This window comes from Zooshikella harenae, assembly GCF_018837975.1.
Taxonomy (GTDB): domain Bacteria; phylum Pseudomonadota; class Gammaproteobacteria; order Pseudomonadales; family Zooshikellaceae; genus Zooshikella; species Zooshikella harenae.
Genome location: NZ_JAGSOY010000301.1, coordinates 1 through 822 on the forward strand (window position 1 = coordinate 1; position 822 = coordinate 822).

An 822-nucleotide genomic window follows, 5' to 3' on the forward strand; every position below is an offset into this window, starting at 1 on the left:
ATTCGTTTACTCATGCCGCTACTTTGTATTTTAATGAGTCAGTGGGCTCTTGTTTGCCCAAGTCTAAACCGCTTAAATGCTTTTTTGACTGGCGATCAGGAAGTACACTCATAATTGCTGCGGTAAATGCTTCCAGTTGCTGCTTTGGTTCATCCGCTGTGACAACCGCTTCCACTGTTTTTATCAGGGCTTCTGTTTTGATGCGTTCAGTCAAACAGCCAACAGGTAGCCCGGGCTGCTTATTTTCAAGGCGGACGGATTGCTCCGGATGCAGCAGTAACATATGGTCGTACAGCAGGCTCATGATCACGCCTCGCGTTGATCCTTCTTCACCTTGCTGTTTGGCCAATTGGTTCCAGCCAGCATGTTGCTTCCAGTCCTCAATGAAAACCTCAACTAACCATCTCAACGTGTAAACCCTAGCTATATCACTGTGCCGCCAGGACATGTCGGATGCCACTAAATAACGATAATTTTTTTCTCCCTCATATTTTAGAGCAACCACAAATCGCTTTTTACCATGCGCTTTCACATAGACCCGAGCCGCCAGCATCGTAATTGACTGTGTTTTTTGGCCCCGGATAATTAATTCGGTATCAACGCCTGCTTGGCGTGCAAAGTAATGTGTAAGCCGTACTTTTTTTCCTCGGGAGGAAATGATTTGATTTGAGCGTAATTGACTCACCACTTGAGCACCACCTGTCGCGATGGAAACCTTATCCATAAACTCGGCTGTGCTATACAGTGCATCAGCAATGACTGCATTAATTTTTATTTCAGAAAATGACAATGAAAATGCTTCAACCATCTCAACGGCTAAAG

Annotated in this window: 1 protein-coding gene; it reads right to left on the reverse strand. The window is 45.0% G+C overall.

What is annotated here, in order from left to right; translation table 11 throughout:
- Positions 1-10: 10 nt before the first annotated feature.
- Positions 11-822 (reverse strand): transposase (locus tag KCG35_RS25790; protein ID WP_215822748.1); only part of this gene is annotated, 812 nt, incomplete at its 5' end.